The organism is Aequorivita sp. IT1183 (genome assembly GCF_058068265.1).
Map to the genome: position 1 here is coordinate 84,881 of NZ_JBYRHS010000005.1, position 25,738 is coordinate 110,618.

A 25,738-nucleotide genomic window follows, 5' to 3' on the forward strand; every position below is an offset into this window, starting at 1 on the left:
ATGAACACAATACAAATGGACAAAGATTACTTATTGCACAAATGGCTCAATAATGAAGCCTCTCCAGAAGAACTGGAACAGTTAAAAGCCGATCCGGAATATGCTTCATATATTCAAATTGCCGCTGCCAGCTCTGGTTTTGAGGTTGCCGAAATGAATTCCGAAGCAAATTTTGAAGCTATTTCAAACCATATAAAACCCGTTCGCGAATTACAAAAACCGAATATTTTTTCAGTTGTTTGGAAGGTGGCTGCGGTATTCGCATTGCTGTTTGCTGGATATTATTACACTACAACGCTCGATACTTCAGTTAAAACTGAAGTTGCTCAAACTGAAAACTTTTCGCTACCCGATGGCTCGGAAGTAGCATTAAATTCGGATTCAAAAATTACGTACAACAAAAAGAATTGGGATGATTCCCGCGAACTTTCGTTGGATGGCGAAGCGTATTTTAAAGTAACTAAAGGAAGTAAATTCAGCGTAAAAACTGCCGAAGGAACTGTAAGCGTTTTGGGCACACAGTTCAATGTTTCTGCACGAGACGGGCTTTTTACCGTTGCTTGTTACGAAGGTTTAGTTAGTGTAGCCTTTAACGATAATTCGTTAAAACTGCCCGCTGGAAAGAAAGTGCAAATAGAAAATGGTAAATTGGTGGTTAATGAAGCTAACGAAGACACTTCGCCAATATGGCTTCAAAATGAAAGCAGTTTTGAAAATGCTCCACTGCAAATAGTTATAAAAGAACTTGAAAGACAATTCACGGTCAAAGTATCATTAAAAAACGTAAATTTAGAAAAAAGATTTACTGGCACATTTACCCACAAAAATCTTGAACTTGCATTAAAATCAATTTGTGAGCCCCTGCAGTTGGACTATAAAATAAATAATAACGGAGCAGTAACCATTGATGCCAAACATAGCAAGTAGCTACAGAGTCATTGTATTCCTTTTGGTATTCTGTGCCTTTGGAGCAAAAACCATTGCGCAGGAAACCGAAGAAACTACACTTTTGACCTATTTGGAAACCTTAGAAAAGGAAAATAATGTTCGTTTTTCCTACGTTCACGAAGAAGTTGAAGGAATTAAACTGAAGCAACCTCCAAAGGATGTGGCTTCAATAGAGAACATACTTTTATACCTTCGCGAAAACACGCCTTTCCTTTACAACCGCATAAATGAACGTTATATAACAATTACTTCAAAAGAAAATACTGGCCTTCTTTGTGGCAGGATAATCGACTTTGAAACCCAGTTACCGCTGGAAGGAGCAACCGTTATTTCTGAAGATAATTCTTTCAATACAATCTCGAATGCCGAAGGTTTTTTTTATGTTCCACCACAATTTAAAAACACAAACTTCACCATCTCTTTTGTAGGTTATTTGCGACTTACAAAAAACACTTCCGAACTCTCAACTGCATGTAGTGCCTTGCTGATGTTGCCTTCAATTTCTACACTTGAGCCCGTTTTACTACAAAACATTTTCACAAAGGGAATCGACAAAAACATGGACGGTTCTATTTTGCTTTCAACGGAACATTTTGGTTTGTTGCCCGGTCAAGTAGAAAACGATGTGTTGCAGATTGCACAAGCGCTTCCGGGCGTGGAAAGTGTGGATGAAACCATCTCTAACATCAACATTCGCGGAGGAATGCACGATGAAAACCTGCTGCTTTGGGACGATATAAAAATGTATCAAAGCGGTCATTTCTTCGGTCTTATTTCTGCCTTCAATCCAGACATAACAAAAAAAGTAACAATATATAAAAACGGAACCAACATTCGTTATGGCGAAGGGGTTTCGGGTGTGCTGGATATGCGTTCAAAAAATACAGTTTCATCAAAAACCGAAGCGGGAATCGGCTTCAATCTAATAAACGGAAGTGGTTTTGTGGACGTTTCAATTTCTGAAAAAGCAAGCATTCAAGTAGCTGGAAGAAAATCCATCAACCAACTTTGGGAATCGCCTATTTATAAAAATTATACCCAACGAATTTTTCAGGATAGTGAAATCAACAATGAAGAAAACAACCAAAATAATATTGGTATAAGCACGGACGAAAATTTTAGCTTTTATGATTTCGGCACCAAATTACTGTGGGATATTTCAGAAAAAGACAAAATACGCGTCAACTTTTTAACCATCGATAATTCCTTAGATTTTACTGAAACTTTAACAATCAATTCGCAATCGAAAACCAGCAAATTGGAGCAACGCAGTTTGCTTGGCGGCGTATCTTGGAATCGCTCGTGGAATGATAAAATTGAAACCACTGTTTTAGGTTATGGCACCTACTATTTGCTGGATGCAATCAATCGCGATATATTCACTACCCAGGAACAAATTCAAAAAAACGAAGTATTGGAAACTGGCGTTAAACTTGACGCAAACGTTATGCTTTCAGAAAACCTAAAGCTTCAAACTGGCTATCATTTTTCAGAAATTGGCATTGCAAATACACAAGATATTAACCTACCGCGATTTCGTAGCTATGAAAAAGATGTGCTGCAAACGCATGCTCTTTTTGCTGGATTGAATTATCTCTCGAATAATCAAAAAACCTTTATTGCTGCAGGTTTACGAGGAAATTATTTCGACAAGTTTGAAAAAATTTTAATTGAACCACGGTTGAGTCTGCATCAAAAATTCGGTAATGGTTTTGCGGTTGAGATTTTGGGCGAATTCAAAAGTCAAAGTGCAACACAAAGAGTCGATTTTGAAAGTGATTTTCTTGGTATCGAAAAAAGACGTTGGATTTTAGCCGATGAAGAAAACACGCCAATTTTAAAAAGCAAACAAGCCTCTGCGGGGTTTGTTTACAGCAAGAATGGACTTTTTATGAATGTGGAAGGATTTTATAAAATCGTGGAAGATATTAATAGTGCAAACCAAGGTTTTCAAAACCAGTTTAGATTTTCAAAAGCAATTGGCAATTACACTGTAAAAGGTGCCGAATTCGTAATCAACCATAAAACGAAATCTTTCAGCACTTGGGCCAGTTATGTGTTCAGTAAAAACGATTATGAGTTTGAAACCCTCGTCCCTCCAACGTTTCCGAATAATTTAGACATGCAACACGCTGCAACGCTCGCGGGAAGCTATTCGTGGAATACTTTAAAACTTGCTTTGGGCTTAAATTGGCACAGCGGAAAACCTTATACCATTCCTCTAAAAGATACCGAAACCACAATAGAAGGCGGATTTTCGACCATACAATATGATATTCCGAATAGCGAAAGGTTGCCAGATTATTTCCGAACGGATTTCTCTGCAGAATATCTTTGGAAACTCTCCCCAACCATCGATGCTAAAATAAATATTGCGCTTTTAAATCTTTTAAATACCGAAAACACTCTGAATATTCGTTATGCTTTGATACGGGACGAAAACAATGAAGTTTCAATAAATAAAGTTGAAGAAATCTCCTTGGGAATTACACCCAATTTTTCGTTTCAGGTTTTGTTTTAGAAGAGCATAAAAAACTTTGCGGCTTTGCGTGCAAATTTCTCTCGCAAAGGCGCCAAGTCGCAAAGAAGAAATCTACATTCGCTCCGGAACCTCAATTCCCAATAGCGCAAACGCACTTTTTATAACCTCAGCAACTGCTGCAGAAAGCTGTACACGGAAAGCTTTTTCAGCATCATTATCCGTTGCCAAAATTGGCACGTTTTGATAAAAACTGTTGAATTCCTTTACCAAATCATACGTATAATTTGCAATCAAAGCCGGGCTGTAATTAGCAGCCGCCAATTGAATAGCCTCAGGATATTGCTGAATAATTTTTATCAGTTCTTTTTCTTTGGGATGCATAGTCAACGATGTCAGGTCGAGCGCAGTCGAGACCTCCCCCGCTTTTCTCAAAATAGACTGAATCCGTGCATACGTATATTGAATAAACGGTCCCGTGTTTCCTTGGAAATCTACACTTTCTTCGGGATTGAAAAGGATTCGTTTTTTTGGATCAACTTTTAAAATATAATATTTCAAAGCTCCCAAGCCAATCATTCGGTAAAGTGCTTCTTTTTCTTCTTCCGAAAAATCATCAATCTTTCCAAGCTCTTCAGAAATATCGCGCGCAGTTGAAGTCATTTGCGCAATTAAATCATCGGCGTCTACAACGGTTCCTTCCCGGCTTTTCATTTTTCCCGAAGGAAGATCTACCATTCCGTAACTTAAGTGAAATAAGTTTTTAGCCCAAGTATATCCCAGCTTTTTCAGAATTAAAAACAAGACTTTAAAGTGATAATCTTGCTCGTTTCCAACGGTGTAAATCATTCCGCCAACATCTGGGTGATCTTTTACACGCTGTACGGCAGTACCAAGGTCCTGCGTCATATAAACCGCCGTGCCATCGCTTCGTAAAACTAGTTTTTCATCAAGGCCATCTTCGGTTAAATCGCACCAAACTGAGCCGTCATCTTTCATAAAGAAAACATCGTTTTTTATGCCTTCTTCTATAATATCTTTTCCTAAAAGGTACGTATCGCTTTCATAATAATAAAAGTCGAAATCTACGCCGATAGATTTATAAGTTTCCTCAAAACCACTGTAAACCCAACCGTTCATTTTCTTCCAAAGTGCAACAGTTTCTTCATCGCCAGCCTCCCATTTTATTAGCATTTTTTGCGCTTCGAGAATTAATGGCGCTTTTGCTTTTGCTTCTTCTTCGGTTTTTCCTTCAGCTTTTAAAAGCTCTATTTCTTTTTTGTATTCTTGGTCAAATTTTACATAATAATTACCAACAAGCTTGTCGCCTTTTAAATCTGCGGCATCGGGTGTTTCACCGTTTCCAAACTTTTCCCAAGCCAGCATACTTTTACAAATATGAATCCCACGATCGTTAATAATCTGGGTTTTATACACTTTTTTTCCGGCAGCTTTTTCAATTTCAGCAACTGAATAGCCAAGCAAAACATTTCGAACGTGCCCTAAATGCAGTGGTTTGTTTGTGTTTGGCGAAGAATATTCAACCATCAACGCTTCCTTTCCTTGCGGAACTGTTCCAAAGGAAGAGAAATCAGTCACGGAATTGAAGAAATTCAAATAATACGAATTGCTCAAAACGATATTCAAAAAACCTTGAACAACGTTGAATTTTTCAATTTCCGAAACATTTTCAACCAAATAGTTGCCGATTGCTTCACCAATTTGCACTGGATTTCCTTTTACAACGCGGAGCATCGGGAAAACTACTGCAGTAATATCGCCCTCAAAATCTTTGCGGGTTGGCTGCAATTCTACCGATTCAAGTTTGGCGCCGTACAGTTTTTCAACTGCAGCTTTAATTTGGGTTTCCAGGTTTTGTTGAAATGTCATAATAAAATTTTAAAAAAATATACTCCATGGCTGAAGCTTCAGAGTTTGAGGGCAAAGATACTTTTTTGAAGCGAGCCAGTAAAAAAAATAGTCGCATCTAATTTCAGAAAAGGAACAGTTTAAATCCTGCTTCAAACGAATATTAATAACCTTCATTTAATGTTTTGGTAAACTTCGAAACCGAAAACCGCACGTCCTTTGCGAAAAAAACTATGGATATATTTTTATACGTATTTGCGGCGCTATTTTCAGTAATAAATCCCCTGGGAACCGTCCCTGTTTTTGTAGGATTAACAAGTGATGAAACACCGCAGGAACGAAATAAAACGTCACTTTTAACCACGACAAATGTAATTGTGATTTTAATTATTTCCTTTTTCGCGGGAACTTATTTGCTAGACTTTTTCGGAATAAGTTTGAATGCATTGCGCATTGCTGGTGGGATGATAATTGTTACTTCGGGCTTTGCGTTGCTCACGGGAAGTTTTTCTAAACATAAAGGAATGAAGAACAAGCGGGTGCAAAAAGATTTGGACAAACGCGAAAAATTCTCGTTAACACCATTGGCAATCCCAATGCTAGCAGGGCCGGGATCTATTTCACTATTGATTACTTTTAATCAGAAATACCAAGCAACAAACGAAATTATAGTTGTGATTTTAGCAGTATTGGCGGTTGGTTTAGCCACGTTCATAATTTTACGATGCTCGCATTATATCAGTAAGTTTTTGGGAGCTTCGGGCATTAATGCTATTTCGCGAATTGTTGGATTTATTGTAATATCGATAGGAGTAGAATATATTAGCGTAGCCGTTATTTCTATTCTTAAAACGATAAACGCTTAAAATTTAGCGACGATTTTTAAGCAGTGCGCCCGCTATCAAAGCTAAAACGCCAATGCCAATCATCCCCAAAGTTTGATTTGTCAATCCCTCTTTGGCATTGACTTCCAAAGGGCCAATATCTAAAACTTGCTGAGGCACAAATGCATTGTAAAGTCCGAATACAATTAAGACGACCCCTACTATAAGCAATACAACTTTTAAAATTTTCATGGAATTTAATTTTGATTGGTTGAAGTTTTAAAGATACCGTTTTGTAAAATATAGGCGACTATATGTTAACGGGTATTTAACTGTTGTTTACTAATAATGAGTTATCTTTAAACAAAACTCAGAAATTGAAAATTCTACTTACTGGCGCTAACGGATATATAGGCATGAGATTGCTTCCCGAATTACTCGAAAACGGACACGAAGTAATCTGTGCAGTGCGCGATAAAAATAGACTGCCAATAGACCCAAAAACTACTGAAAGGGTAAGCGTAGTTGAAGTAGATTTCGCAGAAGAAGTTAATGCCGAATCCTTTCCCAAAGACATTGATGCAGCGTATTATTTAATACACTCAATGAGCGGTTCCACCACAAATTTTGATGAAATAGAAGCGCGTTCAGCTGAAAATTTCAATAAATATATGGCCACTACTTCGGTGAAACAGGTTATCTATTTAAGTGGAATTATTAACCAAGACGAGCTTTCAAAACATCTTTCTTCCCGAAAAAAAGTTGAAGAAATTTTATACGATGGCGATTACCACCTCACGGTCTTACGTGCCGGAATTGTAGTTGGTAGCGGAAGTTCTTCCTTTGAAATAATTAGAGATTTGTGCGAAAAACTACCAATAATGGTTGCGCCCAAATGGTTAAAAACTAAAATTCAACCCATTGCTATTCGCGATGTAATTGCTTTTCTGTACGGAGTTTTAGATAACGAAAAATGTTTCGATCAGTCGTTTGATGTCGGTGGCCCCGATGTTTTAACGTACCGAGAAATGTTAGAGAAATATTCTAAAATTCGCGGTTTGAAACTTTGGATAATTCCCGTGCCAATTATGTCACCGCGATTATCTTCGTATTGGCTTTATTTTGTTACATCAACTTCATATAAACTTGCTGTAAACCTTGTGGACAGTATGAAAATGGAGGTAGTTGCCCGCGATAACAAACTTCAAAAAATTCTAAATATTCAACCCATTTCATACGAAGAAGCCATTAAAAAAGCTTTTATCAAAATTGAACAAAACCTTGTTATTTCAAGTTGGAAAGATTCTTTGACGGCAGGTAGGATTTCGAATTTAAAAGAATACATACAAGTGCCAAAATACGGCTGTTTAAAGGATGAGCAAGTTATAAAAGTAGCTGATCCCGAAAAAGCGTTGAACAACATTTGGGCCATTGGCGGCACACAGGGTTGGTACTATGCTAACTCGCTTTGGAGAATTCGTGGCTTTATCGATAAACTCTTTGGCGGTGTTGGCCTGAGACGTGGACGCACCCATCCCGATAAAATTTACACCGGCGATGTTTTAGATTTTTGGCGCGTACTTTATGCCGACAGAGAAAACAAACGATTACTACTATTTGCCGAAATGAAACTTCCGGGAGAAGCTTGGTTAGAATTCTGTATTAATGAAAAAAACGAATTAATACAGACCGCCACATTTAGGCCAAAAGGATTGTGGGGACGCTTGTATTGGTATTTAATGCTGCCATTCCACTATTTTATTTTTGGAGGGATGATAAAGAATATCGCTAAAGGAAATTACGTTTCTAAACCAAACTAAGTTTTGGCAAAAACACTTCAGCCATCATACAGCGGGCACTTCCACCGCCGCAGGTTTCAATAGTTGTAAGATCGCTGCTTAAAATTTCGCAATGTTTTTCAATTGCATTCACTTGCTGTTTATTTAGGCTATTGTGAGCAGCAGAGCTCATTATCAAATATTTTTTGTCCTTTCCTTGAAGTTGAAGCATATTGCCTGCAAAATGGTGCATTTGCGCTTCAGTAATCGGAATAATTTCTTTTCCGTCCTTTTTTAGATGCTGAACAACGTTTTTCTTCTCTTTTGCATCATCAATAGTGTCTAAGCAAATAACACAGAATTTTTCTGCCAGACACATCATTACATTGGTGTGGTAAATTGGCACGCGTTTCCCGTCAACCGTTTGATTTGCAGTAAAAACTACGGGTGAATATTCAAAATCTTCACAAAATTCAATAAGCAATTCTTCATCGGCACGCGCAGAAAGTGCGCAATAAGCCTTATAATTTACTCGGTCTAGCAATAAACTTCCCGTGCCTTCCAGAAAAAGACCTTCATCTTCGGCAGAGGTATAATCGTAGATATTGTTAATTACAAATCCTTCTTTTTCTAAACGGATTAAAATCTCCTCGCGTCTTTCGCGACGGCGGTTTTCAGCAAACATCGGGTATAGTCCTATATCTCCATTTTCGTGAAAACTAATCCAGTTATTCGGAAAAATAGAATCTGGCGTATCCATTCGCAACTCATCATTTTCAACAATAACATTTACACCCACATTCCGCAATTTGTCAACAAAGGCATCAAACTCGTTCTGCGCCTTTAAATTAATTTCGGCATTTTGAAGCGCAATGTCTTCCTGAAAAAAATTGTTAACTGCCGTTTGCTCGTTCATACGAAACGCAACTGGGCGTATCATTACGATTGTATTTGTGATTTGCTTTGTCAAATTGAAGGAATTTTAAGATGCAAATTTAAAGGAATTTCCGCTGGGAAAAATGCTTTTAAATGGGTAAATTAGTTTCAGAAAACTATAAATGAATTAAAGAAAATTTATGGTCTTATTGGATCGTGAGTTTTACTACAAACTTAAATTTCAAAATTATGGATACCTTAAAAAATTTAAAGGAAGAATTAACCCATGAATACCAGATTACACAAAAATTCCTAAATAATTTTCCGAAGGACAAAAATGAATATGCACCCCACGAAAAGAGCATGAAGCTTATAGATTTAGCCACCCACATTACCGATATTTTTGGCTGGCCACAAGTAATATTGAGCACAGAGTTTCTAGATTTTGCAGATGATTACGCGCCCGAAAAAATGGCCAATAAAAAAGAATTGTTGCAGCAGCTGGAAAACCAGCATATAGCTGGTATGAAAGCCTTAGAAGGTGCCCGGGAAGAAGATTTAAACCCCACTTGGAGCATTAGAATGAACGGTCAAAAAATAATGGAATGGACCAAATACGGCGCCATACGGCACAGCCTAAATCAAATAACCCATCACCGGGCGCAGTTGGGAGTGTATTATAGATTATTGAATATTGCTGTGCCGGGAAGTTATGGGCCTTCGGCAGACGACCAAATGGAGTAAATTTTTATCTTTAGAAACAATCTCAAAATTTTCGCCTTCAAAACAAAAATCCGAATAATGTTAAAAATCAACACAAAATCAATATTGGGTTTATTTGTACTTCTAAGCTTTCAATTTTCTTTTGCACAAGAAGGAGTATTGGATTTAGATTTTGGCGACCAAGGAACTACAAGATTTGCTTATACAGACAAAGGTGCAAGAGCCATGGACTTACTTCTTTTGGAGGACAATTCAATAATTTTAGCGGTAAATAGCGAATTTAGACAAAATGGGGCTACATATAATCGTGGGTTTTACATTTATAAGTTAACCCATAATGGAGAAATTGATGACAGTTTTGGAAATAATGGAAGTTTATATTTTCCAAATAATAATCTTGAGAAATCCTATTTCTTTTCAATGCTATTACAATTCGATGGAAAAATTTTAATAATGGGTACAATAGAGGATGAGTCAAAATTAATTATGATAACCCAAAATGGCACTTTTGACCCAACATTCGGAATTGACGGAATTCAAGGTATTGGTAGCGGTTATAGAATTGCGCAACAATCCACGGGTAAAATAATTGTTCAAAGTCAATACTTTGATGGCTATAATAATATGTATAGTTTTTCAAGGCGAAATACAGATGGATCTTTAGATACAACATTCGGAGATAATGGCATCCAAATTACAGATGTTACCAATTATCGTTTTGATCTTTGTTTCGCAATTAAAATAGATGCGGAAGACAGAATTCTTGCTGGAGGCCCTTCCTATAATAATGGCGATGACTATCATCCTGTAATAACTCGGTTCTACGAAAATGGAACTTTGGACACTTCATTTGGAAACAACGGCACGGTGATTACTACTTTCGGACCTGGATCGAACTTGGGAGAAGTAGCTGATATTGCTGTTTTGGAAGATAAAATAATTCTCGGTGGAAATTACCAGTATCACGGTGGAACTGGAGGCTTTGGTGGAATTAAACCAGCAGTTGCAAAATTCAATAATGACGGCACACTGGACCAAACCTTCGGCCAAGGAGGAAAAGTAGTTATGGATACTTATTTAGATGCCAATGACCGTCTTAGAAGTATCGCCGTTCAACGAGATGGAAAAATAATATTGGGCGGTGGAGCTTCTTCTCCATTTCCGATTGTACATTCGTTTTTTTTCGTAATTAAGTTGAATAGTAACGGAAGTATCTATTCAGATTTTGGAGATAATGGAATTTTTGTAACCGATTTTGGCGGTTCAGAGACAAATTATATTACCGATTTAGTATTGCAAACAGATAATAAAGTTTTAGCTTTTGGCGTCACCACAGATGCGAACAATGAATATAGAAATGCAATAGTATGCCGTCTAGAAAATGAAATTTTAGAAGTACAAGATTTATTTGCCGAAAATGATATTCAGATATATCCAAACCCATCCAATGGTAATGTGAAAATAAAAAGTAAAAACCCAATCCAAAAATTGGAATTCTATAATCTTTTGGGACAACTTGTAGCATCTAAACTATACGGTAATAATTGTCTTGAAATAGAATATGATGTAAGCAAATTCCAAAATGGAGTTTATACTGTTTTGATTTTTTCTGAGGATGAACGCACTGTTTCAAAAAAAATAATAAAAACCTAAAAAAGTTTCCTTCAAACACTTTTATCAACCTTCGGCACTAAAATTGAAACCCTAGCGTTTTAATCTATATTAAATATTCCAATGAAGACCATAATTTTATTATTCGTTAGTATTCTCTTCTCCATAACACTAACAGCCCAAGAATGGCAAACCGATTTTGAAACTGCAAAACAAATTTCTTCTAAAGAAAATCACCCAATTATCTTGGTTTTTCAAGGTAGCGATTGGTGCGCACCGTGTATAAAATTAGATCGTGAAATTTGGAGTACTGATACATTTAAAGAATACGCAAAAGATCATTTTGTAATGTTGCAAGCTGATTTTCCGCGGAAAAAAATAAATACCCTTCCCGACGAACAACAGCAAAAAAACAATCAACTTGCCGAGAAGTATAACCAACAAGGCTATTTCCCTTTCGTAGTAGTTCTTGACAAAGAAGGCAATGTGCTGGGAGAAGCGGGTTATGAAAAAACGCAACCTACCGCATATATAGAAAAACTTGAATCGTTTATAAAATAGTTTGAAAAACACAATCTTAATCGCAATCGCACTACTTAGTGTGAATTCAATATTTGCACAAGATATTTATAAACGCACCCTAAAATTAATGGGTAGCCGTTTTGAAATTACAGTAGTTGCTAACGATTCCGTAGCGGCTAATAATTATATTGATCTAGCCGTTGGTGAAATAACACGAATAGAAAAACTAATTTCTTCTTGGGATCCAGCCTCGCAAACCTCAGAAATTAACAGAAACGCAGGCATAAAACAAGTAAAGGTTGACGAAGAACTTTATAATTTGATTGGTCGTTCTGTTGAGATTTCAAAATTAACAGACGGCGCTTTCGATATTAGTTTTGCGTCGATGGATAAAATCTGGAAGTTCGACGGCAGCATGACCGAGATGCCTTCGGAAGAAGCTATAGCGCAATCTGTGGCAAAAGTTGGATTTCAAAATATAATACTCGACCCTGAAAACTTTACTGTTTTTCTGAAATTAGAAGGTATGAAAATAGGTTTCGGCGCCATCGGAAAAGGATATGCGGCCGATAAAGCCAAAAAACTTTTAATGGAAAAAGGCGTTAGTGCAGGAATAATAAACGCTGCAGGCGATATGAATACCTGGGGAAGACAACCCGATGGTGAGTTTTGGAAAGTGGCCATCACCAACCCGATGAACAAAGACAAAGCTTTTGCGTTATTACCTTTAAAAGATAATGCTGTGGTTACCTCGGGCAATTACGAAAAATACGTTTCATTTAATGGCGTTCGCTACACACACATTATTGATCCCCGAACTGGGTATCCCGCCACGGGAATTATCAGCGCTACCGTATTTGCTCCTAAAGCCGAAATAGCCGATGCTTTGGCAACTTCAATTTTTGTAATGGGAAAAGATGTTGGAATCGATTTTATAAATCAATTACCAAAAATAGAATGTATTGTAATAGATGAAAATGGCGACATTTTCACTTCAAAGAATATTGAAATAGAAACGCTTAAAAAGTAAACAGTCACAGTTTTCAGTGGCATTATAAATAACTATGAAAAAAACAATAATCCTTTTCAGTATTATAATTTTGGGTTCTTTAAGTTCCTGTACGGTTGTAAAGGAATACGAAAAAGTAAAACTTAACGACCCAGATATGGTTTTGGGCGATAAAGCTGTTGATCGGTTTGAGGTTAATGCACAGGCTTATCGCGAAGCGGCTTCTGGCGCTAACGGAGGAAAAACTGGTGGCGGATGCGGCTGTAATTAAAACATTTTATGAAATTCTTAATTAGCACATTTATCATACTGTTTTCAGCAACAGTATTTGCGCAGGATTCTACTTCTACCTATAAAAAACGCGTACTTGAAGCCACCGAAGTAGATTTTCTTACAAGTTATTATAGCCAAGATGGCGACAATGCCGCCGTAAGTGGAGGTATTGGAACAGAAAAACTAACAGATTTCACGCCCACAATAGTTGTTGCAATCCCTTTAAATGCAGATGACGTTTTAACGATCGACGCTGGCGTTTCGGCTTATACGTCAGCATCTTCAAGTAATGTAGATCCTTTTGATAGTGATAGCCCTGCTGACCCTTATGTAGCATCTTCGGGCGCCTCGGCGAGTGATCTTTGGGCGGGTGCAAATTTCAGCTACACACATAGTAGTGATGACCGAAATAATATAGTAAGCGCCAAGGTTTCTGTTTCATCGGAGTACGATTATTTCTCTCTGGGTGTTGGCGGAAGTTACACCAGGCTTTTTAATGAAAAGAACACTGAATTAAGCGTTCACGCAAATGTATATTTAGATACTTGGAAATTATTGTACCCAATAGAACTGCGCGGATCTTCCACTTTTAATGAATTAGATAAGAAAAACCGAAATTCGTATTCAGTTGGTTTTGGGTTTTCACAAATACTTTCAAAAAGCCTTCAAGGCTCTCTCTCGTTAGATTTGGTTCAACAGCAAGGCTTGCTTTCCACTCCATTCCAAAGGGTGTATTTTAGTGATCTTCCCGATCGCTTCGCAGAAAATTTTCAGTTAGCTGATGATATTGAACGTTTGCCAGACACACGTTTTAAAACGGCTATCGGGGGAAGGTTAAATTATTATATAAATGAAATGTTTGTCCTTCGCACCTACTATCGCTATTATTTTGATGATTGGGGAATAAATTCGCACACGGCAAGTGTTGAAGTTCCTATAAAAATCTCAGATAAATTTACGTTGTATCCAAGTTATCGTTATTATAATCAAACTGCAGCAGATTATTTTTATCCCTACGAAATGGCGCTTTCTACATATGATTTTTACACCGCAGATTACGACCTTTCTGAATTCTCTGCTAACCAATACGGGTTCGGAATAGGCTATACAGATATATTCACAAAGTTTAAATTATTCAGCTTTGGGTTAAAAAGTATAGATGTTAAGTACGATTATTACAAACGTGATAGCGGTTTAAACTACAGTCTTATCTCGGCAGGATTTAAATTTATTGGGAATTAATCTAAGCACTTAAAAAATCGTCGTCATTATCAAGATAGTCTCCGTATTCAGAAAGAAATTTTATGTAAACGCTATTTTGAAGATGGCCGCTTTCCAAACAACCGTTTAGTGTTTCTTCCAAATCTGAATAACCAACCGTATCTGAAATTGCATTATTTAAATCATAAAGCCTAACTGGATTTGTAGTTAAAGGCTTAGAATTCCAAATAGAAATAAGTTTTGCCTCATAATTAATATCGACGTCTACCGCATTAAAATAGAATAGCAACAGCGATTTATGGAATTCTTTAAAATCCTTATGCGGGCGAATTTTAAACTGGCAACTAACGCCAACTAGGTTTCGCATTCGCATTTGTAAAATTTTATCCTTAGTATCCATAATTCGCTCTATCTCTACTGAAGATAGACAAAACATGGTTTACAAGATTTTTTGAAACCGCACTTTAGCGCTAGTTTAACTGAAAAAACAGGGATGCGTTAAAGAAATTAGGAAAGAAGCTTCAAAAATATTTAGTTCTTCTTTTGAAGTCCCTGTCTGTCCCAATTAAGAAAACCACCTTCCATATCGTAGATTTCTTTGAAACCCATTTCTTTCATAATTTGTGCCGCTCGCGCGCTTCTTTTGCCGCTTCTACAGTACAAATACACAGGTTCTTCTTTATCTAGTTTGGCTACTTTTTCTTTAAAGTCATCGTCAGTTACACAGATATTCTGGGCATTTCCAAGATGGTCTTCGCCGTATTCATCTTGCGTACGCACGTCTATCAATTGAAGATTTTTACTATTACTAACTGCGTCGTAAACCTCTTTTGGAGATATTACTCTAATTTCTTGAGCGGTACTATTTTCTTTACAAGCTGTAAAAAAAAGAAGCATTGTCAATCCAAAAACGAAAACTATTCTTTGCATACTAAAATGAATTTAATTATTAATCTCGCCTTTCCATTCCATTATTCCGCCTTTAAGGTTATAAGCGTTTTTTACTCCCACAGAATTCAGTAACATACAAGCTTGCCCACTTCTGCCACCAGAACGACAGTATACGTAGTAGTTCTTTTCTGGGTCTAATTTTTTTGCTCGATCCAGAAATTCAGCACCATTAAAAATATCAATTTGCATTGCACCCGGAATGTAACCTTCCTCAAATTCGGCGTCTGTGCGAACATCTATAATTACTCCCTTCTCATCTTTTTCAAGTTGTTCAGTCCACTGTTGTTGTGTTAAATCTGCCATATCGTAAATTTTTCTGTAAAAATAAGGAATCGAAATGAGGCGCAATAAAAATTTAAAAATTATTATCATATTATGATTTTTCAAAAAAAACCTTTTTATATTTGAACCTTCAAACTATGAACACATTTACAACAAATACTTGGTGGTGGAAAAACTTACGGAAAACGTCGTGAGATAAACACCTATGGTATAAACTATATACGAAAAGGCTTGTCAATCACGACAAGCCTTTTTTTTATGCATAATTTTAAGAAATAGAATGAAATACAATTTAAAAACATATTCAAAAAAACTGTTGGCAGATACACTTACGCCTGTTTCTGTATACCTACGGTTTCGTGATAAATTTCCAAATAGCTTATTGCTAGAAAGCAGTGACTATCACGCCAACGACAACAGTTTCAGCTACATATGTTTTAACCCAATAGCTTCCATAAAAGTTGAAAATGAAACTATTTTGCAGCAGTTTCCTGATGGAAAAATTGTTGAAACAGCAATTACGGAGAGCACGAACGTCCCGAAAATTTTAGATGAATTTGCATCTTCTTTTTCATCGGAAGAAAATAATTTCAAATTTATAAACAACGGTCTTTTCGGTTATATGGCTTTTGATGCGGTGCGATATTTTGAAGATATTGATCTTCAAAAAAAAGAAGAAAACCTTGGAATGCCAGATTTGTATTATGCCGTTTATCAAAATATAATTGCAATAAATCATTTCAACAATGAAGCTTACATTTTTGCGCACTGTTACGAAAACGAGAACAACATTCCGCAGATTGAGCAGATTTTAAAATCTAAGAGTTTTGCAGAATATTCTTTTAAAAGAGATGGCGATCGAACAACAAATTTAAACGACGAAGATTTTAAAGCTTTGGTTCGAAAATGCAAGGAACACTGCCAGCGCGGCGATGTGTTTCAAATTGTGCCAAGCAAGCGTTTTTCGCAGAAATTTACCGGAGATGAATTCAACGTTTATAGAGCCTTGCGAAGTGTAAATCCATCGCCCTATCTTTTCTATTTTGATTATGGAAATTTCAAAATCTTCGGAAGTTCTCCCGAAGCACAATTAATTGTAAAAGGAAGCCGTGCCGAAATCCATCCAATCGCGGGAACATTTAAACGCACCGGAAATGACGAACAAGATGCCGAGTTAGCCAAAAAACTTTCGGAAGACAAAAAAGAAAACAGCGAACACGTAATGCTTGTAGATTTGGCTCGAAACGATTTAAGCCGTCACGGAACAAATGTGAAAGTAGAAACGTATCGAGAAGTTCAGTTTTTCTCGCACGTAATTCATTTGGTGAGCAAAGTTACAGCAACAAAAAATCCGTCTACTTCTACCATGCAGATTGTTGCAGACACATTTCCAGCAGGTACTTTAAGTGGCGCCCCAAAACACAAAGCCTTGCAATTGCTCGAAAAATATGAAAATAGAAGTCGCGAATTTTACGGTGGCGCTATCGGTTTTATGGATTTTAGCGGCAATTTTAACCACGCCATTATTATTCGCTCCTTCGTGAGTAAAAATCATACGCTTCATTATCAAGCTGGTGCCGGAGTAGTTTCGGAAAGCAATGAAGATAACGAATTACAAGAAGTTTATAACAAATTGGGCGCACTTACAAAGGCGCTGGAATTAGCTGAAACCATATAAATATGAAAATATTAGTAATAGATAATTACGACAGTTTTGTGTACAATCTAGTTCACTATTTAGAGGAATTGGATTGCGAGGTAACCGTAAGACGAAACGATAAATTTTATTTGGAAGAAGCCGAAGATTACGACAAAATCCTCCTATCGCCGGGCCCAGGAATTCCCGATGAAGCAGGTTTATTGAAAGAAGTGATTAAACGTTACGCAGCTTCAAAACCTATTTTTGGGGTGTGTTTGGGACAACAAGCAATTGGCGAAGTTTTTGGTGGAAAACTTGAAAATTTGAGTCAGGTTTTTCACGGTGTTGCCACAAAAGCAACGATTATTTCGGATGCCGAACCACTTTTTAAAGGACTTGAAAAAGAAATTGAAATAGGTCGCTATCACAGTTGGGTGGTTTCGAAAGAAGGATTTCCAGAAGTTTTGGAGATTACTTCCGTAGATGAAAATGGCCAAATTATGTCACTACGCCATAAAGATTACGATGTTTGCGGGGTACAATTTCATCCCGAAAGTGTTCTTACGCCTATGGGGAAACAGATTATTAAAAATTGGGTGGAGGCCCCCTAGTCCCCAAAGGGGGAATTAATGTTCAGTAAAATAAGAAAACTTGGCGCCTTTGCGTCTTTGCGAGAGAAAAAATGAAACATATTTTAAACAGATTAATAAATCACGAACAACTAACCAAAGACGAAGCTCGAACAGTTTTGGTAAATATTTCCGAAGGGAAATACAACCAAAGCCAAATTGCAGCTTTTTTGACGGTTTATATGATGCGAAATGTAAGTTTGCAAGAGTTGGAAGGTTTTCGTGATGCACTGCTAGACCTGTGTTTAGCGGTTAATGTTGACGAATACAACACCATTGATTTATGTGGGACTGGCGGCGATGGTAAAAACACTTTTAATATCTCAACTTTAGCATCTTTCGTTACGGCTGGAGCAGGCGTAAAAGTTACCAAACACGGCAATTACGGCGTTTCCTCTATTAGCGGAAGTAGTAATGTGATGGAGGCTTTGGGCATAAAGTTTAGTAACGAAGAGGCTTTTTTAAAACGCAGCTTGGACGAAGCTGGAATTTGCATTTTACACGCTCCCCTATTCCATCCCGCAATGAAAAATGTGGGACCAATTAGAAGAGATTTGGGTGTTAAAACATTCTTCAATATGCTTGGACCGATGGTAAATCCAGCATTTCCGAAAAACCAATTAGTGGGAGTTTTCGATTTAGAATTGGCAAGAATGTACGGCTATCTCTATCAAAAAAGCGAAAAGAATTATGCTGTACTGCACGCGATGGATGGCTATGATGAAATTTCATTAACAGGCAACACAAAAGTAATTTCAAAAGCGTCGGAATATATTTTAAACGCAGAAGATTTCGGAGTGAAACAGATTGAAGAATCTGAAATATTTGGCGGTGAAACCGTAAAGGAATCTGCCGAAATTTTTCTGAGTATTTTAAACGGAAAAGGCACTGAAGCACAAAACAATGTAGTTTGTGCAAATGCTGGAATGGCTATTTCAGTAGTTGAAAATTGCACAATTATGCAAGGTTTTGAAAAAGCAAAGGAATCTTTACAATCCAAAAAAGCATTAAATTCATTGAAGAAATTGCAGGACTTATCAATAAATAAATAAATGTCTATTCGAGCGCAGTCGAGAACTAGAAAGGTCTCGACTGTACTCGACCGGACAAAATAAATTACGAAATACGAAATGACAATTTTAGATAAGATAACCGATTACAAACGCAAAGAAGTTGCCGCAAAAAAAGACGCAATTCCTGTGCGATTGCTTGAAAAGTTTCCGTTGTTTTCAAAGGAAACCAAGTCGTTGGCAGCCGCATTACGCATTTCAAACACTGGAATTATTGCCGAACACAAACGTCGGTCGCCCAGTAAATCTGTAATAAATGATAATGTTTTGCTACACGAAGTAGTTTCGGGTTACGAAAAAGCCGGAGCTAGTGGGATTTCGGTTTTAACGGATTCCAATTTTTTTGGCGGTTCGCTAGATGATCTTTTGTTGGCTGAAAAGTCGGTTTCCATTCCTATTCTTCGGAAAGAATTTATAGTAGACCCGTATCAAATTTACGAAGCAAAAGCCTACGGCGCAGATGCCATATTACTGATTGCTGCTTGTCTTTCTGCGGAAGAACTCAAGCAACTTTCACATTTGGCAAAAAGGTTAAAACTCGATGTTTTGCTGGAAGTTCACGATTTAGAAGAACTTCAAAAATCACTTTTGCCGAACGTAGATATGATTGGTGTAAATAATAGAAATCTGAAAAATTTCAAAGTAAATATTGATATCAGCAAAAAGCTTTCGAAAGAAATACCAGCCGATTTTGTAAAGATTTCCGAAAGCGGAATCAGCGATATTGCAACTATTCAGGAATTGAAAACTTACGGTTATGAAGGATTTTTAATTGGTGAAAATTTCATGAAAACCGAAAACCCGGGCGAAACAGCAAAACAATTTATAAAAAATTTGAGATGAAAACATTGCTGAAAATCTGCGGAATGAAACACAATATATCTGAAGTTGCAGCACTTCAGCCAGATTATCTAGGTTTCATCTTTTATGAAAAAAGTCCGAGGTATTTTGATAGCGAAGAAATTCCTCAGCTTCCAGCCGGAATTAAAAAGGTTGGTGTTTTTGTGGACGAAGATATTTCAAAAGTAATTGCATTGTCAATAAAGCATTCACTCGATGTAATTCAACTTCATGGCAATGAAAGCAATGAATATGTACTCGATTTGCAGGCCTGTCTTGTGCTGTATTACCCTAACGTTTTAGTGTGGAAAGCTTTTAGCATGGACGATGATTTTGATTTCAGCCAGCTCTCAATTTTTGAAAATAAAGTGGATGCTTTTCTATTTGATACAAAAGGAAAAGAAAAAGGCGGAAATGGTTACACTTTCAATTGGGAAATTCTGAAAAATTACTCGCTGAAAAAACCTTTCATTTTAAGTGGCGGCATTGGTTTGGAAGAAATTGACTCCTTAAAAGAGCTGCTAAAAACAGATTTGCCAATCCATGCGATAGACGTAAATAGCAAGTTTGAAATTAAGCCGGGAATGAAAAATATTGACACTTTAAAAAAATTCAAAAATGAATTATAACGTAAACGAAAAAGGATATTACGGCGACTTTGGTGGCGCGTACATTCCCGAAATGCTCTACCCAAATGTAGAGGAGCTTCGACAGAATTATCTAAAAGTTATGGCAGAAGAATCTTTTCAGAAAGAATTCCGCGAGTTGCTGAAAGATTATGTTGGCCGCCCAACTCCGCTTTATTTTGCGAAAAGACTTTCGGAGAAATACAACACTAAAATATATTTAAAACGCGAAGATCTTTGTCACACAGGGGCGCACAAAGTAAACAATACCATTGGCCAGATATTGATGGCAAAACGATTGGGAAAAACCCGAATCATTGCCGAAACTGGCGCAGGGCAGCACGGTGTTGCAACAGCAACCGTTTGCGCTTTGATGGGTTTGGAATGCATCGTTTTTATGGGCGAAATTGATATAAAACGTCAAGCTCCAAATGTGGCTAGAATGAAAATGCTTGGCGCAAAAGTGGTTCCAGCAATAAGCGGCAGTAAAACCTTAAAAGATGCCACAAATGAAGCCATTCGCGATTGGATAAATAATCCTTTGGATACACATTATATTATAGGTAGCGTGGTTGGTCCACATCCCTACCCCGATATGGTTGCTCGTTTTCAAAGTGTGGTTTCTGAAGAAATAAAAAGTCAGCTTAGCGAAAAAGAAGGTCGCGAAAACCCTGATTTTGTGGTGGCCTGTGTAGGCGGTGGCAGCAATGCGGCTGGCGCATTTTATCATTATTTAGACAAGCCAGAAGTTGGAATTATAGCTGTAGAAGCTGCTGGAAAAGGCATAGATAGTGGCGAAAGTGCGGCAACTTCGGCTTTGGGCAAAATTGGAATTATTCACGGAAGTAAAACGCTTTTAATGCAAACTCCCGACGGGCAAATAACTGAACCTTACTCAATTTCCGCAGGGCTGGATTATCCCGGGGTTGGCCCTATGCACGCCAATCTATTTGTTAGCGGAAGAGGTGAGTTTATTTCAATTACCGATGATGAAGCAATGCAAGCCGGTTTAGAACTTTGTAAACTGGAAGGCATTATTCCCGCTATTGAAACCAGCCATGCGCTCGCAATTTTTGAAAATCGAAAATTTAAAAAAGACGATGTGGTAGTGGTGAATTTAAGTGGTCGCGGCGATAAAGATTTGGACACCTATATTAAACACTTTAATTTATAAACCAGACCTCAAAGGTCTTTGAGACCTTTGAGGTCTAATCTTTAGCTATGAATAGAATTCAAAATAAACTTTCAGAAAATAAAAAACTGCTCTCTATATATTTTACCGCAGGTTATCCAAAGCGTGAAAACACGGTAGAAATACTTCAGCAATTGGAAAAAAACGGCGTAGATATGGTGGAAATTGGTTTGCCTTTCAGCGATCCGCTTGCTGATGGCCCCACTATTCAAGCGAGTTCGCAAAATGCGTTGGAAAATGGAATGACCACTGAATTACTTTTTCAACAGTTAAAAGACATTCGGAAATCAGTTTCCATTCCGTTAATTATTATGGGTTATTTCAATCCTATATTACAGTTTGGGGTCGAAAATTTCTGTGAAAAATGTAAAGAAGTTGGAATTGACGGATTGATTCTTCCAGATCTTCCATTGGCGGAATATGAAGAACATTATGCCGAAATCTTCGAAAAATACGGTTTGATTAATATTTTCTTAATCACCCCGCAAACTTCCGATGCGCGCATTCGCAAGATTGATGCTGCTTCAAATGGATTTATTTATATGGTGAGCAGCGCCAACGTTACCGGGAGTTCAGCAGGTTTTGGAAAAGAACAGGAAAGGTATTTTCAAAGAATTGCATCACTTCAACTTAAAAATCCACTAATAGTTGGTTTCGGAATAAGCGATTCAAAATCTTTTCAACAAGCCACAAAACATACAAATGGTGCCATTATTGGCAGCGCTTTTATAAAAATGCTTTCGGCAAAAGGATTGGCAGGCATTTCTTCATTTTTAAAATCAATTAGATAGTTTTAGCCATACTTTAATACTGTTTTAGCCGCTTTATAATTTTTGAATGATTAACTTACCCATTCATTATAAACGAATTAGGATGGGAAAAGGAGATAAGAAAACAAAACGCGGAAAAATAAATATTGGCTCTCATGGAAAATTAAGGCCGAAACGGAAAAAATTCAGAATCAAACCAACCCCAACAAAAGACGCTCAGAAAAAAGAGGCTTAAAACACCCTTGCTTTTTGTTTTAAGTTGAATGGAAAAGGTTTTTAAGAACGACTTATTGTTCTAAAAAACCTTTTCTTTTTTAAATGGTTCTGAAGAAACTACACCGAAACACTATCTTTGCAGCTAAATGATATTTAAGTAAATGACGCAACCTGTTTCTGGATTTTCAAAGAAAACCAAAGCCGAAAAAATTGATTGGATTGCAGAAAATTATCTGCAAAACAACCCAACTTCCATTCAAACTTTAAAAAATTACTGGAATGACGACCCGTCGTTACAGCAACTTCACGACGATTTTATTGAAAACACACTTTCTAATTACTACTTGCCTTTTGGTATTGCCCCTAACTTTTTAATCAATGAAAAGCTATACGCTTTGCCAATGGTTACCGAAGAAAGTTCTGTGGTTGCCGCTGCAAGTAATTCAGCTAAGTTTTGGTTGGAACGCGGCGGATTTAAAGCTGAAGTGATTTCCACCGAAAAAAACGGCCAAATACATTTAAATTTCTTCGGAGACGAAAAAGATATTGAAAACTTCTTTGATGAAGTAAAACCAAAACTTCGCGACAGCATTCAATCTATTGAAAAAAACATGAAAGCGCGTGGCGGCGGACTTTTAGAGCTTTCGCTAGTTGACAAATCGCATATTTTAGATGGTTACTTCTACATCCACGCAACTTTTGAAACGCTGGATGCAATGGGTGCTAATTTTATCAATAGTTGTTTGGAAGAAATGGCACATACTTTTTTAGAGGAAGCAAAAAATCATGAACCTTTTCAAAAAAAGAATAACTACCCAGAGGTAGTAATGAGTATACTTTCTAACTACGTTCCCGAATGTTTGGTGCGTGCTGAAGTAAGCTGTAAAGTGGAAGAACTAACCACGAAACAACACGACGGAAAGCAATTTGCCGAAAAATTTGTCCGTGCAATTGAAATTGCCAAAACAGAAACGCGCCGCGCTGTAACCCACAACAAAGGGATTATGAACGGTGTAGACGCAGTAGTTTTAGCCACTGGAAATGATTTTCGTGCCGTTGAAGCTGGCGTGCACGCATATGCTGCAAGAAACAGCTATTACGGAAGTCTTACACACGCTAAAGTTGAAGATGATGTTTTCACCTTTTGGATTGAATTGCCTTTGGCAGTGGGCACCGTGGGCGGTTTAACATCGCTGCATCCGTTAACAAAACTCGCTTTTGAAATACTTCAAAAACCCAATGCTAAAGAATTAATGAAAATTCTGGCTGTAGCCGGACTTGCACAAAACTTTGGCGCAGTTCGATCTTTAGTTACAACAGGTATTCAAAAAGGGCATATGAAAATGCATTTAATGAATATTCTAAATCAGCTAGATGCTTCGCAAGATGAAAAAAATGTAGCCTTGGAATATTTTAAGGAGAATGCAGTTTCGCATAGTTCGGTTGTTGATCTTTTGAAAAAGTTGAGAGATTGATGAGTTAAAATGTAAATTGAAAAAATGTCGTAATTTTATAAGCATGGACGTAAAGACAAAAAAATTGGATTTAATAGAGTGGTTGGTTCATTTAACAGATGAAACAGTCATTGAGGAGCTATATAATTTTAAGAAGATTTCAAAAGAAAATTTGCATCCAGAGCTTTCAGAAGAAGAAAAACTTGGTATTGAACGAGGTTTAAAAGATTATACTGAAGGTAAGTTTAGCACCCTCGAAGAGGCTACAACGCGTATCAAATCAGAATCCCCCTTTTTGAAATGAATTTCAAAACTTAAATTATTGTCCAAAACTTTTCACAGCAACGGAAAATTATTGCTTACAGGCGAATACGTAGTGCTTGACGGCGCAACGGCTTTGGCTATTCCTACAAAATATGGGCAATCTTTAGACGTTCAGGTTTCAGAAAAAGAGGGGATTCACTGGAAAAGTTATGATGAAAAAGGTGCTATTTGGTTTGAAGATATTTTTGACCTAAGCGACTTTAAATATTCAAAACCTGAAAATAGTACTTCAAAAACGTTATCAGAAATTCTTAAACAGGCAAGGATTTTAAATCCTTTATTTCTTACAGATTCCAAAGGAATTTCGATTTCTACCAAATTAGATTTCCCACGAAACTGGGGTTTGGGCACCTCTTCTACTTTAATTAATAATATTGCTCAATGGGCAAATGTAAACGCATTTGAACTTTTAAAAACCAGCTTCGGAGGGAGTGGATACGACATTGCCGCAGCACAAAATAATTCTCCAATTCTTTATAAATTGAAGAACGGAAGGCCAGAATTTAAACAAATTCACCTTTCGTGGGATTTTACTGATAAATTGTTTTTTGTTCACTTAAACAATAAACAAGACAGTAAAAAAGGGATTGCGCATTACAGAAAATCAACGGTTGACGAAAAAACAATTCAAAGAATCTCAGATATCAGCAACAAATTATTGGTTTGTTATTCACTTTCAGACTTCGAAAGATTAATCAATGCACACGAGCAAATTATTTCAGAAATAGTAAAACTACCCACAATTAAACAGCAACTTTTTAGTGATTATCCGGGAACAATAAAGAGTTTGGGAGCTTGGGGTGGCGATTTTGTTCTGGTGACTGGAAATGATTTGGCAATGGATTATTTCAAAAATAAAGGCTTTGAGACAGTTATTCCTTTTGACAAAATGATACTAATATGAAATATTTACTACTATTCATATTTCTCTTTAATAGCAACCTTTCAATATCACAAGTAAAAATATATTCTGGGAATTCAAGTTATAGCGGAGATGTTTTTTGCAATATTAAAGATGGTAAAGTTTATAAAAAGAACTCAAACTATACTGGAGATATAATTTGCAGAATTGTAGAGAATAAAATATACAACCAAAATTCAAGCTATTCAGGCGATATACTATATACTATTTCAAAAAAAAAGATCTATAAAGGCAATTCAAGTTACTCCGGAGATGTTTTAATGAACATTGAAAACGGTAAAGTTTATGAGGGAAATTCAAAATATTCTGGAGATGTATTGATGAATATAAAGGATGGAAAGGTTTATTCTGGAAATTCGAATTACAGCGGAGACGTTCTTTTCACGATTGATGGCTTGGTTTCACTTGAAGAATTCGTCGCAATTTATCATGCTTTCAAATACGTATATTAAAAGAATTTGGTTTTTTCACACTCTCGGAAACCTTATAAAGTAACGACTTAAAGTTATTCGTTTTGCAGATTCAATCCATTAGCCTCGCGGATTCAGACATACTACTTAAAACAAAAAACCCGAAACAAATGTTTCGGGTTTTTAAGTGGTGCCTCCAAGAATCGAACTAGGGACACATGGATTTTCAGTCCATTGCTCTACCAACTGAGCTAAGGCACCATTATTGAGACGGCAAATA

28 protein-coding genes and 1 tRNA gene are annotated in these 25,738 nt (G+C 36.9%); 22 read left to right on the forward strand and 7 right to left on the reverse strand.

Annotated features, from left to right (window positions below):
• Positions 1-927 carry a FecR family protein gene (locus AC3RVF_RS10935; protein WP_489693380.1) on the forward strand — a complete coding sequence of 309 codons (927 nt, stop codon included), beginning with the start codon at positions 1-3 and terminating at the stop codon, positions 925-927.
• Positions 908-3,469, forward strand: coding sequence for a TonB-dependent receptor (locus tag AC3RVF_RS10940; RefSeq protein ID WP_489692031.1), 2,562 nt, complete (start codon positions 908-910; stop codon positions 3,467-3,469). The genes AC3RVF_RS10935 and AC3RVF_RS10940 overlap by 20 nt, the downstream gene beginning before the upstream one ends.
• A 72-nt stretch (positions 3,470-3,541) precedes the next feature.
• Here AC3RVF_RS10940 and argS read toward each other — a convergent pair whose 3' ends face one another.
• Complete coding sequence (gene argS, locus AC3RVF_RS10945; RefSeq protein ID WP_489693381.1) at positions 3,542-5,317, reverse strand: arginine--tRNA ligase; 1,776 nt, start codon at positions 5,315-5,317, stop codon at positions 3,542-3,544.
• Positions 5,318-5,529: 212 nt separating this feature from the next.
• On the opposite strand from argS, the gene AC3RVF_RS10950 reads away from it, so the two are divergent.
• Positions 5,530-6,162, forward strand: a complete 633-nt coding sequence (locus tag AC3RVF_RS10950; protein ID WP_489692033.1) for a MarC family protein — start codon at positions 5,530-5,532, stop codon at positions 6,160-6,162.
• Positions 6,163-6,165: 3 nt separating this feature from the next.
• Here AC3RVF_RS10950 and AC3RVF_RS10955 read toward each other — a convergent pair whose 3' ends face one another.
• Complete coding sequence (locus tag AC3RVF_RS10955) at positions 6,166-6,372, reverse strand: hypothetical protein (protein WP_489692034.1); 207 nt, start codon at positions 6,370-6,372, stop codon at positions 6,166-6,168.
• A 125-nt stretch (positions 6,373-6,497) separates the two neighbouring features.
• Between AC3RVF_RS10955 and AC3RVF_RS10960 the strand changes: the two genes are divergently transcribed.
• A complete protein-coding gene (locus tag AC3RVF_RS10960; protein ID WP_489692035.1) occupies positions 6,498-7,940 on the forward strand; it encodes an SDR family oxidoreductase in 1,443 nt (480 codons plus the stop codon).
• Here the strand turns inward: AC3RVF_RS10960 and ctlX are convergent.
• On the reverse strand, positions 7,927-8,838 hold the full coding sequence (ctlX, locus tag AC3RVF_RS10965) for a citrulline utilization hydrolase CtlX (RefSeq protein ID WP_489693503.1): 912 nt from the start codon (positions 8,836-8,838) through the stop codon (positions 7,927-7,929). The genes AC3RVF_RS10960 and ctlX overlap by 14 nt on opposite strands.
• A 185-nt stretch (positions 8,839-9,023) precedes the next feature.
• On the opposite strand from ctlX, the gene AC3RVF_RS10970 reads away from it, so the two are divergent.
• The 6 genes from AC3RVF_RS10970 (at position 9,024) to AC3RVF_RS10995 (ending at position 14,154) form a co-directional block, all read left to right on the forward strand.
• The gene (locus tag AC3RVF_RS10970; protein WP_489693382.1) at positions 9,024-9,518 is read left to right on the forward strand and encodes a DinB family protein; all 495 of its coding nucleotides are present in this window, start codon (positions 9,024-9,026) and stop codon (positions 9,516-9,518) included.
• Between the two features lie 57 nt (positions 9,519-9,575).
• Entirely contained in the window at positions 9,576-11,150 is a 1,575-nt protein-coding gene (locus tag AC3RVF_RS10975) for a T9SS type A sorting domain-containing protein (RefSeq protein WP_489693383.1), read from the forward strand.
• An 81-nt stretch (positions 11,151-11,231) separates the two neighbouring features.
• A complete protein-coding gene (locus tag AC3RVF_RS10980; protein ID WP_489693384.1) occupies positions 11,232-11,669 on the forward strand; it encodes a thioredoxin family protein in 438 nt (145 codons plus the stop codon).
• Between the two features lies 1 nt (position 11,670).
• Entirely contained in the window at positions 11,671-12,660 is a 990-nt protein-coding gene (locus tag AC3RVF_RS10985; RefSeq protein WP_489693385.1) for an FAD:protein FMN transferase, read from the forward strand.
• Between the two features lie 34 nt (positions 12,661-12,694).
• Entirely contained in the window at positions 12,695-12,910 is a 216-nt protein-coding gene (locus tag AC3RVF_RS10990; RefSeq protein WP_489692040.1) for a DUF4266 domain-containing protein, read from the forward strand.
• An 8-nt stretch (positions 12,911-12,918) separates the two neighbouring features.
• Positions 12,919-14,154 carry a DUF3570 domain-containing protein gene (locus AC3RVF_RS10995; RefSeq protein WP_489693386.1) on the forward strand — a complete coding sequence of 412 codons (1,236 nt, stop codon included), beginning with the start codon at positions 12,919-12,921 and terminating at the stop codon, positions 14,152-14,154.
• A gap of 1 nt (position 14,155) precedes the next feature.
• On the opposite strand, the gene AC3RVF_RS11000 is transcribed toward AC3RVF_RS10995, so the two are convergent.
• The 3 genes from AC3RVF_RS11000 to AC3RVF_RS11010 form a co-directional block, all read right to left on the reverse strand.
• The gene (locus tag AC3RVF_RS11000; protein WP_489692042.1) at positions 14,156-14,569 is read right to left on the reverse strand and encodes a hypothetical protein; all 414 of its coding nucleotides are present in this window, start codon (positions 14,567-14,569) and stop codon (positions 14,156-14,158) included.
• Positions 14,570-14,664: 95 nt separating this feature from the next.
• Positions 14,665-15,063: a rhodanese-like domain-containing protein gene (locus tag AC3RVF_RS11005; RefSeq protein WP_489693387.1), complete on the reverse strand. Its 399-nt coding sequence runs from the start codon at positions 15,061-15,063 to the stop codon at positions 14,665-14,667.
• A 12-nt stretch (positions 15,064-15,075) separates the two neighbouring features.
• The gene (locus AC3RVF_RS11010) at positions 15,076-15,387 is read right to left on the reverse strand and encodes a rhodanese-like domain-containing protein (RefSeq protein WP_489692044.1); all 312 of its coding nucleotides are present in this window, start codon (positions 15,385-15,387) and stop codon (positions 15,076-15,078) included.
• 259 nt (positions 15,388-15,646) lie between these two features.
• Between AC3RVF_RS11010 and AC3RVF_RS11015 the strand changes: the two genes are divergently transcribed.
• The 12 genes from AC3RVF_RS11015 (at position 15,647) to AC3RVF_RS11070 (ending at position 25,500) form a co-directional block, all read left to right on the forward strand.
• Positions 15,647-17,044: an anthranilate synthase component I family protein gene (locus tag AC3RVF_RS11015; protein ID WP_489692045.1), complete on the forward strand. Its 1,398-nt coding sequence runs from the start codon at positions 15,647-15,649 to the stop codon at positions 17,042-17,044.
• 2 nt (positions 17,045-17,046) lie between these two features.
• Positions 17,047-17,616 (forward strand): anthranilate synthase component II, encoded by a 570-nt coding sequence (locus AC3RVF_RS11020; RefSeq protein WP_489692046.1) that lies wholly within the window; start codon positions 17,047-17,049, stop codon positions 17,614-17,616.
• Between the two features lie 71 nt (positions 17,617-17,687).
• Positions 17,688-18,686, forward strand: a complete 999-nt coding sequence (gene trpD, locus AC3RVF_RS11025) for an anthranilate phosphoribosyltransferase (protein WP_489692047.1) — start codon at positions 17,688-17,690, stop codon at positions 18,684-18,686.
• A gap of 78 nt (positions 18,687-18,764) precedes the next feature.
• On the forward strand, positions 18,765-19,547 hold the full coding sequence (gene trpC, locus AC3RVF_RS11030) for an indole-3-glycerol phosphate synthase TrpC (protein WP_489692048.1): 783 nt from the start codon (positions 18,765-18,767) through the stop codon (positions 19,545-19,547).
• On the forward strand, positions 19,544-20,173 hold the full coding sequence (locus AC3RVF_RS11035; RefSeq protein ID WP_489693388.1) for a phosphoribosylanthranilate isomerase: 630 nt from the start codon (positions 19,544-19,546) through the stop codon (positions 20,171-20,173). The genes trpC and AC3RVF_RS11035 overlap by 4 nt, the downstream gene beginning before the upstream one ends.
• Positions 20,163-21,344 (forward strand): tryptophan synthase subunit beta, encoded by a 1,182-nt coding sequence (gene trpB / locus AC3RVF_RS11040; RefSeq protein WP_489692050.1) that lies wholly within the window; start codon positions 20,163-20,165, stop codon positions 21,342-21,344. The genes AC3RVF_RS11035 and trpB overlap by 11 nt, the downstream gene beginning before the upstream one ends.
• Positions 21,345-21,391: 47 nt before the next feature.
• Complete coding sequence (trpA, locus tag AC3RVF_RS11045; protein WP_489692051.1) at positions 21,392-22,153, forward strand: tryptophan synthase subunit alpha; 762 nt, start codon at positions 21,392-21,394, stop codon at positions 22,151-22,153.
• 82 nt (positions 22,154-22,235) lie between these two features.
• Positions 22,236-22,367: a 30S ribosomal protein THX gene (locus AC3RVF_RS11050; RefSeq protein ID WP_489692052.1), complete on the forward strand. Its 132-nt coding sequence runs from the start codon at positions 22,236-22,238 to the stop codon at positions 22,365-22,367.
• 142 nt (positions 22,368-22,509) lie between these two features.
• Complete coding sequence (locus tag AC3RVF_RS11055; protein WP_489692053.1) at positions 22,510-23,823, forward strand: hydroxymethylglutaryl-CoA reductase, degradative; 1,314 nt, start codon at positions 22,510-22,512, stop codon at positions 23,821-23,823.
• 43 nt (positions 23,824-23,866) lie between these two features.
• Positions 23,867-24,106 (forward strand): hypothetical protein, encoded by a 240-nt coding sequence (locus AC3RVF_RS11060; RefSeq protein WP_489692054.1) that lies wholly within the window; start codon positions 23,867-23,869, stop codon positions 24,104-24,106.
• Between the two features lie 18 nt (positions 24,107-24,124).
• Positions 24,125-25,030, forward strand: coding sequence for a GYDIA family GHMP kinase (locus AC3RVF_RS11065; RefSeq protein WP_489693389.1), 906 nt, complete (start codon positions 24,125-24,127; stop codon positions 25,028-25,030).
• Entirely contained in the window at positions 25,027-25,500 is a 474-nt protein-coding gene (locus tag AC3RVF_RS11070) for a hypothetical protein (protein WP_489692056.1), read from the forward strand. Before AC3RVF_RS11065 ends, AC3RVF_RS11070 begins: the two co-directional genes overlap by 4 nt.
• Before the next feature lie 146 nt (positions 25,501-25,646).
• Here AC3RVF_RS11070 and AC3RVF_RS11075 read toward each other — a convergent pair.
• Positions 25,647-25,719: transfer RNA gene (locus AC3RVF_RS11075), tRNA-Phe, on the reverse strand.
• Positions 25,720-25,738 lie beyond the last annotated feature (19 nt).

Bases quoted from the DNA above. Each gene is read 5' to 3' on its own strand.
- AC3RVF_RS10975 (WP_489693383.1), top strand. From the start codon at position 9,576: ATGTTAAAAATCAACACAAAATCAATATTGGGTTTATTTGTACTTCTA.
- AC3RVF_RS10950 (WP_489692033.1), top strand. From the start codon at position 5,530: ATGGATATATTTTTATACGTATTTGCGGCGCTATTTTCAGTAATAAAT.
- AC3RVF_RS11050 (WP_489692052.1), top strand. From the start codon at position 22,236: ATGGGAAAAGGAGATAAGAAAACAAAACGCGGAAAAATAAATATTGGC.
- trpB (WP_489692050.1), top strand. From the start codon at position 20,163: ATGAATTATAACGTAAACGAAAAAGGATATTACGGCGACTTTGGTGGC.
- AC3RVF_RS11020 (WP_489692046.1), top strand. From the start codon at position 17,047: ATGAAAATATTAGTAATAGATAATTACGACAGTTTTGTGTACAATCTA.
- trpD (WP_489692047.1), top strand. From the start codon at position 17,688: ATGAAACATATTTTAAACAGATTAATAAATCACGAACAACTAACCAAA.
- AC3RVF_RS11035 (WP_489693388.1), top strand. From the start codon at position 19,544: ATGAAAACATTGCTGAAAATCTGCGGAATGAAACACAATATATCTGAA.
- AC3RVF_RS11005 (WP_489693387.1), bottom strand. From the start codon at position 15,063: ATGCAAAGAATAGTTTTCGTTTTTGGATTGACAATGCTTCTTTTTTTT.
- AC3RVF_RS10935 (WP_489693380.1), top strand. From the start codon at position 1: ATGAACACAATACAAATGGACAAAGATTACTTATTGCACAAATGGCTC.
- AC3RVF_RS10970 (WP_489693382.1), top strand. From the start codon at position 9,024: ATGGATACCTTAAAAAATTTAAAGGAAGAATTAACCCATGAATACCAG.
- argS (WP_489693381.1), bottom strand. From the start codon at position 5,317: ATGACATTTCAACAAAACCTGGAAACCCAAATTAAAGCTGCAGTTGAA.
- AC3RVF_RS10995 (WP_489693386.1), top strand. From the start codon at position 12,919: ATGAAATTCTTAATTAGCACATTTATCATACTGTTTTCAGCAACAGTA.
- trpA (WP_489692051.1), top strand. From the start codon at position 21,392: ATGAATAGAATTCAAAATAAACTTTCAGAAAATAAAAAACTGCTCTCT.
- ctlX (WP_489693503.1), bottom strand. From the start codon at position 8,838: ATGATACGCCCAGTTGCGTTTCGTATGAACGAGCAAACGGCAGTTAAC.
- AC3RVF_RS11015 (WP_489692045.1), top strand. From the start codon at position 15,647: ATGAAATACAATTTAAAAACATATTCAAAAAAACTGTTGGCAGATACA.
- AC3RVF_RS11000 (WP_489692042.1), bottom strand. From the start codon at position 14,569: ATGTTTTGTCTATCTTCAGTAGAGATAGAGCGAATTATGGATACTAAG.
- AC3RVF_RS10980 (WP_489693384.1), top strand. From the start codon at position 11,232: ATGAAGACCATAATTTTATTATTCGTTAGTATTCTCTTCTCCATAACA.
- AC3RVF_RS10955 (WP_489692034.1), bottom strand. From the start codon at position 6,372: ATGAAAATTTTAAAAGTTGTATTGCTTATAGTAGGGGTCGTCTTAATT.
- AC3RVF_RS10940 (WP_489692031.1), top strand. From the start codon at position 908: ATGCCAAACATAGCAAGTAGCTACAGAGTCATTGTATTCCTTTTGGTA.
- AC3RVF_RS10990 (WP_489692040.1), top strand. From the start codon at position 12,695: ATGAAAAAAACAATAATCCTTTTCAGTATTATAATTTTGGGTTCTTTA.
- AC3RVF_RS11060 (WP_489692054.1), top strand. From the start codon at position 23,867: ATGGACGTAAAGACAAAAAAATTGGATTTAATAGAGTGGTTGGTTCAT.
- AC3RVF_RS11010 (WP_489692044.1), bottom strand. From the start codon at position 15,387: ATGGCAGATTTAACACAACAACAGTGGACTGAACAACTTGAAAAAGAT.
- AC3RVF_RS11055 (WP_489692053.1), top strand. From the start codon at position 22,510: ATGACGCAACCTGTTTCTGGATTTTCAAAGAAAACCAAAGCCGAAAAA.
- AC3RVF_RS11070 (WP_489692056.1), top strand. From the start codon at position 25,027: ATGAAATATTTACTACTATTCATATTTCTCTTTAATAGCAACCTTTCA.
- trpC (WP_489692048.1), top strand. From the start codon at position 18,765: ATGACAATTTTAGATAAGATAACCGATTACAAACGCAAAGAAGTTGCC.